The organism is Rubidibacter lacunae KORDI 51-2, from assembly GCF_000473895.1.
Classification (GTDB): Bacteria; Cyanobacteriota; Cyanobacteriia; order Cyanobacteriales; family Rubidibacteraceae; genus Rubidibacter; species Rubidibacter lacunae.
The window spans coordinates 1-8283 of sequence record NZ_ASSJ01000023.1; the positions used below are offsets into that span (position 1 = coordinate 1).

The following is an 8283-nucleotide window of genomic DNA, read 5'->3' on the forward strand; positions in this document are numbered from 1 at the left end:
CGCGGGGCTTCCTGTCTAAAAGCTAAAGCGACAGCCACCGCAAGACTGCCGGCGATCGCTTCTTAACCCGCGCACGTAACTGCAGGCGCGTCTGTTACCGAAACATTCCGATTGCTCAATTGGGAAAATGTTCGCTGCGGGTTCGCGCCAAGAATTCTCGGACGGATTCATTAGCACGGCGCGGTCGTTCGTACTGGATCCGATCGTCGCAATGAGGCATGTGGCGGATTGCCTAATTGCGGACGCAGACATCTAAACCTTCCGTCAGTTCTTTCTTGAGTGCGGAATCGTCCCTACCCCTTACCAATAAAAACCGTTCGTCCAACTGACTCCAGTCCTATTGGCCCGCCCTCTGCCACAACTGCCTTTTAGCGAGCAACTATAGTAGTTCAGCATCCCCCTCAGTACTCTAGGTTTCCCTGCTTTATAGGTGTTTAGGTCGTCGGCACGGCCGTCGTGCCGACGAAGCCTGCCCGATCGCATCGCAGTCGTTCTAACTAATGCAGCAACCATTCCGGCAGCCACAGTAACTGAAACGGGAAGATTTACCAGCTACTCAAAAGCTGCGACAGCGATCGTAGTTCGGCGGCAAACCTACTGGGTCGGTGAATTTATATAGGAACCACTCTGCGGAAGTGGAGGCAAACACCGGAATATATTGTCGCCAAGAATACCAAAACTCAGGGAACCCATGCAAAACAGTATAAGCGGTCCGATGTATTGCTCGACCAAGCTTAATCCTACGCCCCCAGGGGCAACTCACCCGTGCGTACCTTCTGTTAAATCCGACACGTTACTTGCTCATCACGGACATAGACAGGCGATCGCTCTCGGAGTTAAGATAACTTAACACTCTGTAATCTTGAGGAAGTTCCAATGACCGGATTCATCCGCCGCCTGTTTGGCTCCAAACCCAAAGACAACGCGCAACCGCCTCAACAGTTCGTCCAGCGAGGCGAATATTTCCTCGACCCTAACGAGGCTAAAACCTATGGCAATTACGAATACATGAAAAAGTCCTTTGCCATTCGTCACACTTTCCCAAAAACCAAGTCGCGTGAGGCACTCGAGACAGTGGTTGAGGTTTCGAGTGACAAGATGGTCAAGCGCAACTTGTCCGGCGGGTCGCAAGCTGCAGCGAAGCCCGAGTCCAAGCTGGATTCCCGCCCGATTTCGCAACCCGCACCGCGCCGCCGCAGCTCGGATACGGGGATGGACATTTTCCGCAATATGGCACGAGATATTAAGAAGTAGCCGGTCACTCCTTGCCATCTTTGCAGGGGCCGCCTCGTAGACTGCCAGTCGCTATGTTTGAACGGCCGGCAAGCCCGCCGGCCGGGCTATTCTGTCGACAGTAGAACGAGGAATTTAATTGTGGTGCAAGAGCGCGATCGCGAGCACATGGCCCCAACTCAGTACTACCGCTGGCAAGAGTACGGTTGCGCCTACTCGGTGCATTCTGAGTCTCCCCAGGACATTGCTGCACCGCCGGTCGTGCTCGTTCACCCAATCGGCGTCGGGCTGTCCCGGCAATTTTGGCAGCGCTTCTGCATGGCGTGGGGGCAATCTGCCGAGACATCCCCCCCTGTACGCACCCGACCTCCTGGGGTGCGGGGAAAGCGACCTGCCTCAAGTTGCCTACTACCCGGAGGACTGGGCCGAGCAGCTGGCGTCGTTTCTCGAGCAAGTGGTGGAGCGCCCCGCCGTCGCAGTCGTGCAAGGGGCATCCCTGGCGATCGCCCTCGAGTTGGTGGCTCGCTATCCCGAGCGCCTTTGCGGTCTTGTTTTGGGCGGTCCGCCGGCGTGGTCGCTAACCACTCAATCGGCCGCCGAGTGGCAACAGCGTCTGGTGTGGAACGTGCTGGCATCGCCACTTGGGAACGGGTTCTATCGCTGGGCCCGCCGCCGCGAGTTTTTGCGCTCGTTTTCCCAACGGCAATTGTTTGGGCAGTCAGAGGCCGTTGATGCCGAGTGGCTGGACGAATTACAACGCGGCGCAGATGACCCGGCAACCCGTCACGCCGTGTTCGCCTTTTTAGCCGGCTTCTGGCGCCGGGATTACGGTACAACGATCGCCGCCATTCAGCAGCCAACGCTTGTGGTCATGGGCGATCGCGCCTCCAGCATCTCCCGGACGAATGTGACAGAAACGCCCGAGCAGCGGCTTCAGGCTTACTGCAAGTGCCTGCCGAACGGGCGCGGCGTTGTCATTCCCGGTCGTAACGTTTTGCCGTACGAAAGTACGGCGGAGTTCGTTCGGGTCACTGCCGAATTCGCTCGCCAATTGACGGCGGGTGGCTGAGCCAGGTCCATTGGTCGAGACGCAAGCCCCCAGATCGACCCCGGCAACCGAGATTAGAAGCGACCGATGATATTTCATCACACGTTGTTTGGAGCGATCGGGCAACCTACGACGATCGCGAGAGTTGCCGCACCGGCAATGGCTCTGGGCGGCCTGTAGCCCTCGCGAACGCACCCCCTCCTGATTCTCGCTGCAGAATGATTCTGGAGATGGCGGATTTTTCCTCTACAACTATCGAGGTTAGTGAGTCGTGCTCGATTAGCGTGTCGTGCTCTATTTCTGTCTTCAAGACTCATATCCGGTTGCAACTTGGGGCAGTCCTGCCCAGTAAGAGTGGCGCAGGGGCGGAACCACACTTTGCCTTGCTCCCAACTCAGCGCGAGCATCACACTTCAGGCTCCCCCCAGATAGTGGACGCCAATAATGACCATTATTTGTCGGTACTCCATCGACTGCTGACTTTAGTGTTTGCTGCAGTCAGTTCGCTAGTCTTTCGTTTCCATCCAGTTCGGTCCGGCGTGAGCCTCGACGACTAGCGGCACATCGAGGGCGATCGCCTCTTCCATCGTCCGGGCGATTTCCCCTTGCAGTTCGCCCCATTCCAACTCCGGCACCTCTAAGACAAGTTCGTCGTGGACTTGCAGTAGCAACCGTGCTTGATAGGCTCGCAACTGCTCGTGCAGGTTCACCATCGCCACTTTGATGATGTCCGCACTCGAGCCTTGTATCGGTGCATTGGCAGCGGCACGGAGAGATTCTGCATCATTCCGTCCGAGGCGCAGCGAAGCCAAGTCGATCTCGCTCGGATCGGTGCCCCGGAGATTCTGCAGCCGCGAACTTTCGAAGGTGAAGTAGCGCCGGCGATGCAAGATCGTTTCTACGTAGCCGCGTGCAATCGCCGCCCGTTTCTGGTCGTCTAGGTACTGGAACACGCGCGGATAGCGGCTGCGGTAGCGATCGATGAATTCTTTCCCTTGCGCGTTGCTGACTCCAGCCTCGCGGGCAAAACGCTGCGCGCCCATGCCGTAGATGATCCCGAAGTTAATCGTTTTCCCCAGGCGGCGTTCGTCCGGCGTAACCTCCTCTTTCTCGAAAATCAACTGGGCGGTGACAGCGTGGACGTCGCGCCGATCGCGGTAGGCCTCAAGGAGTACGGGTTCCTGGCTGAGATGCGCCAGGATGCGCAACTCGATTTGAGAGTAGTCGGCAGCGACGAGCAACCAACCCGGTTCGGGGACGAACGCTTTGCGAATCTGACGTGAAAAGCTCGTGCGAATCGGTATGTTCTGTAAGTTGGGATTTGATGAAGATAGCCGGCCCGTGCTGGTAACGGCTTGGTTGAAGTCCGTGTAAATGCGCTGGGTTTCAGGGTCGGCCAGTTCGGGAAGCGCGTCAACGTAGGTCGACTTTAACTTCGAGAGCGTACGGTACTCCAACATCGCGTCGATCGCGGGGTGGTCGCCCCGCAGCTTTTCGAGGGTGGCGTGATCGGTGGAATAACCTGTTTTGGTTTTGCGCGACTTGCGGCGATCGAGGTTAAGGCGCTCGAAGAGCACTTCGCTGAGTTGCTTGGGCGAGTTGAGGTTGAATTCCGTGCCGGCAGCTGCATAGGTTTTCTGTTCGATCGCCTGTAGTTTCCCTTCCAGGTCTTGAGACAACTCGCCCAGGTAAGCCGTATCGATGCAAACGCCCGAAGACTCCATATCCGACAGTACGGGTTCGAGAGGCAATTCGACGGTTTCGAACAGCGTTTTGAGTTGGGGAGCCGCAGCGAGTTCCGCTCGCAGTGGGGCGACTACGCGGAAGGTCGTGTAGGCATCAGTGCCGCAATAGACGGCAACCTTAGGGATGTCAAGACAGGCGATCGACTTGCCGCGCGGGATGCCCAGATCTTTGAACGACTGTGTCTCGACCTCCGGACAGTAACGCGCGCCGAGGTCGGTCAGGTTATTACTCGTACTGGCGTTGAGAACGTAGCTAGCCAGCATGGGATCGAAAACAACGCCGCGCAATTTCACGCCCTGGTGCCAAAACACGAGGCGATCGAACTTTGCGTTTTGCAAAACCTTCGGATATTTGGGATCTTCGAGAATCGATCGCAATCCTTCAAGCGCGCGATCGCGATTCAAGTTCTGCCCGATGTCGTGGGCGATCGGAATGTAAGCAACCTCATCGGGATTCTCGCCCCAGCAACAGCCGACGCCGACGAGGTTGGCGTGTCGCGGTTTGAGGTCGTCGGTTTCCGTATCCCAGGCAACGGGCTGAGTCGGGTCGGTAAACTGCTGCAATCGCGCGATGAGTGCGTCCAGTTTTGCGTCTGTATCGACGATCTGCGGAATGACCTGAAAGATTTCCTGTGCCTGAAACTCATCGGTTTCATCGGGCGTGAAAAACTCCATTGCCGCGTCACTGAAATTGTCTTCCGGATCGGAGCGCGATCGCTCTAGGGGTTGGTATTGACCGCTGAAGCGTTGTTGTAGGCGATCGATCTGCCGCAAGAACTGCCGCATCTCTAACTTTTCGAGCAGCGGCACGATCGCCTCAGTGTCGAAGCCCTGTAGTTTGCAATCCTCGAGGTCCAGTTCGAACGGCGCATCGAATTTAAGCTGAGCAAGATAACGCGAATGTTGAGCTTCCTCGCGTCCGGCTGCGAGTTTTTTCCCCGTCGCACCTTTGATTTCATCGAGGCGATCGTAAATTGCGTCCAGCGTTCCGTATTCAATCAGCAGTTTGACAGCAGTCTTTTCGCCGATGCCTTTGACGCCGGGGATATTATCCGACTTATCGCCGCAGAGAGCCTTGTAATCGACCACTTGCTCCGGCGTAATACCGAGCTTTGCCTTAACTTCGTTCGGACCGAATTCTGTCGTGCCGGATGCCGTACTCGCGCTGCGGTCGAAATACAGAACGCTGATGCCGGCCTCGGGATGCGCGAGCTGGAACAGGTCGCGATCGCCGCTCACGATCTTCACGCGCTGGCCTGAGGCACTGCCTTGTTTGGCAATTGTTGCCAGAACATCATCCGCTTCGTAGCCGGGCGAGGTCACGATCGGCAAATTCAACGCGGACAGCAACTCCTGTAGGTTCAGGATGTCGGGAATAAAGTCTTCCGGCGTCTCCGGGCGATCGGCTTTATAGGCGACGTCAGCTTCGTGGCGAAAGGTGGGCACATCAAGGTCAAAGGCAATGGCTAGCGAGTCGGGCTGCTGTTCTTCCATCACGTGCAGCAGCGCGCGCACGAATCCATAGCAAATACTAGTCGGAATGCCCGTGGACGTGCGCAGACCCCCTTCGCCACCGCGAGAATGAGCGAAGTAAGAGCGGAAGGCGAGCGAGTGCCCGTCGATCAACAAGAAAAGCGGCGAAGCACCAGGGTTGGAACTACCGCGCGCTGAGGAAGTTGATGGAAATGTAGACTGTATCATAGTACAAAAGTATTATACAGGTTTCTCTCTAAATGGCAAGACCTCACCGACGAGGTCGGCCGTGTAGGACGATTCTAGGGCGTCTCCCGAGTAGGCGCAGGCACATTCTTCGACCCATTCGCAGGCACTGCATTTATCCGGGAGTACGGCATTGCTCTGGCGGGCTAATCTAGGGGAGACTGACGTTGCAGTTACCCATTCCTGCTAGGGTCTCCAATTGCAACTGTTCGCTTGTGACGGGACCTCGTGGCGGATCGCGTTTCACCATCAGCTGGTTCCTTCGCAACCGTTTCTGCTCTCCCTCGCGCTTCCTACTCGTGTTCGATTGGCTTTCCCGACGCACCCGTCAGTCTGCTCTACGCGATCGCCTACAGCGGGACCCGCTAAGCCGTCTCGACTCTGCCGAAGAAGTGGCCGTCGCGGCCGAACTCGGCATCGCGATCGAGGTCAACCGTGCCAGCGTCGATGATTGGCTGCGCCTGCCGGGAATTTCCATCCACCAAGCACGCGCGATCGCCGATCTGACTCGGGCGGGCGTACACTTCCTGTGCCTGGAGGATATCGCAGCTGCCCTCAATGTGCCGAGCGATCGCTTGCAACCGCTGCGTCCGGTGTTGCGCTTCAGCTACTTCGATCCCGAAGAAACCGAACGCCAGCTCGATCCCAACCTTGCTACGGTCGAGCAGCTTGCCCGTATACCTTTACTGGATGCAGAACTGGCAGCTCGACTGGTCGGCGAACGCGATCGGCGCGGACCTTACCGCTCGCTCGCGGATTTACACCAGCGTTTGGATCTGAACGGCCAGCTAACCGCTCAACTGCTACATTATCTGAAGTTTTAGGGTGGATCGCCTTGAAGGCGGCGAACTTGTTGGTAGCGCGGCGATCGCTCTGGCTGGATAGCCTTCACGCTTGAGCAGCACGGGATCGATCGGAGTCGGCAATTGCAACCTGCTTCTGCTACTCTGGGAAATCCGGGCGATTAGCACAGTGGTAGCGCACTTCCTTCACACGGAAGGGGTCACTGGTTCAAATCCAGTATCGCCCACTCAATATTTCCAAGCAGCATTTGGCAACAATCCAGGTGCAGTTTCGGCTTGTGTAAACTCACAAGACATAGAACATATATTGAGCGTCTTCGGTCCCCTTGCTCTGAGTCGAACTAAGGGGCATATTAGGGGCAATGACTTGGTTAGGGACAAACAAGATCGCACGGGCGATCGCCAAGCACAAGCAAGTAGGAGCTATTTCAAAATTCGCTGAGGTGCAACCAGAGGGAGCAGGCGACTGATGCTTAGGGCAACCACACCATGGCACGACGATCCCACCAAGAGCAAGCAGAACGAATTCGCGGCGGGGTTAGCAGCAGCAGACCACAAAGCGGCATCGGCGCATGCGCGGCAGCTCGATACTCTCTACAAGTGCTGTGTGTCTCACCTGAAATTGTGTTTCCCTGGGAGGAGGTGGACCAGCTGCTCAAGCGCAGGCCCACCCAGTTAGGCATCACCATCGCCGACTGGGTGGCGGCTCACAGGCGCAGCTTTTAGCAGCGCAATCCCTTTACGCCGGACTAGCACCGGAACTACAAACAGGCTTATGATTGCTCGGTCTAGGCTAGGATTCCAGCGCGAATCTCAGTCGTTATTTGCAAGGTATTGGTCTAGGCTCAGGTTGACTCACTGAACCTCACTCAAGCCTCTACCATACTTGTATACGCCCCGATAAGGGGGGGGTTGCTTTTTTGCGAAAAAATCGGTGATTCAACAAAGGGTTCTGTTTTTCTCGTTGGGGAAACAGTGTAAGCACTGAGGCGATTACTGTGGGCTAATCGCTCGATATGGCTCGCCATAGGCAGCACCTTTCAGTGGTTCGAATCCGTCTTGACCCTGGAATACAAATCGCGAAAAATAGTTTTGCCGTCGAACTCGAACCCAAAGCAAAGGAAGGGAGAGTCTGGACAACTTCCAGTTTTTGAAGTAATGATGCTAGGTCATTTAAGGCTTGAATTGTTCGAACCAGCTCCTCAACTGCTATACTAAATTGCTTCAAGCCACGACCAAATCGTAGAAAATATTACCGGGGTAAAAATGGATCTTATCGACCGAATCAAGGATCTCCGCTCAAGAAACGTAAAGCAACTCGAGCACATCCGAACGGAAGAGGCGACAAAAAATGCACTCGTCATGCCCTTTATTAGCGCACTTGGGTATGATGTTTTCGACCCGACAGAGGTAATCCCTGAGTTCACTTCAGATATAGGGACCAAGAAGGGTGAGAAAGTAGACTATGCGATTAAGAAAGATGACAATATTATTGTTCTGATTGAGTGTAAGTGGTCAGGTTCAAATCTTCGCCAGGAGCATGCGTCACAATTGTATCGATATTTTTCTGCTACCGAGGCGCGATTTGCAATCCTCACAAATGGTATCGAATATGAATTTTATTCTGATATTGACGAGACTAACAAGATGGACGCAAGGCCATTTTTCACCTTCAATGTACTTGCTTTCCAAGATCATCAAGTAAAAGAAGTGACATCCTCCCGACGCTGATGCT

At 55.5% G+C, this 8283-nt stretch carries 5 protein-coding genes and 1 tRNA gene; 5 read left to right on the forward strand and 1 reads right to left on the reverse strand.

Annotated features, from left to right (window positions below):
• Positions 1–876 precede the first annotated feature (876 nt).
• Positions 877–1254, forward strand: a complete 378-nt coding sequence (locus KR51_RS04290; RefSeq protein WP_022605208.1) for a hypothetical protein — start codon at positions 877–879, stop codon at positions 1252–1254.
• A 223-nt stretch (positions 1255–1477) separates the two neighbouring features.
• Positions 1478–2302, forward strand: a complete 825-nt coding sequence (locus KR51_RS04295) for an alpha/beta fold hydrolase (RefSeq protein ID WP_198016688.1) — start codon at positions 1478–1480, stop codon at positions 2300–2302.
• Positions 2303–2787: 485 nt separating this feature from the next.
• Here KR51_RS04295 and polA read toward each other — a convergent pair whose 3' ends face one another.
• A complete protein-coding gene (gene polA, locus KR51_RS04300) occupies positions 2788–5727 on the reverse strand; it encodes a DNA polymerase I (RefSeq protein WP_022605215.1) in 2940 nt (979 codons plus the stop codon).
• A gap of 233 nt (positions 5728–5960) precedes the next feature.
• On the opposite strand from polA, the gene KR51_RS04305 reads away from it, so the two are divergent.
• The 3 genes from KR51_RS04305 (at position 5961) to KR51_RS04315 (ending at position 8279) form a co-directional block, all read left to right on the forward strand.
• Complete coding sequence (locus KR51_RS04305) at positions 5961–6569, forward strand: helix-hairpin-helix domain-containing protein (RefSeq protein ID WP_022605217.1); 609 nt, start codon at positions 5961–5963, stop codon at positions 6567–6569.
• A gap of 134 nt (positions 6570–6703) precedes the next feature.
• Positions 6704–6775, forward strand: a tRNA-Val gene (locus KR51_RS04310).
• 1039 nt (positions 6776–7814) lie between these two features.
• Positions 7815–8279, forward strand: a complete 465-nt coding sequence (locus KR51_RS04315; protein WP_022605222.1) for a type I restriction endonuclease — start codon at positions 7815–7817, stop codon at positions 8277–8279.
• Positions 8280–8283: the final 4 nt, after the last annotated feature.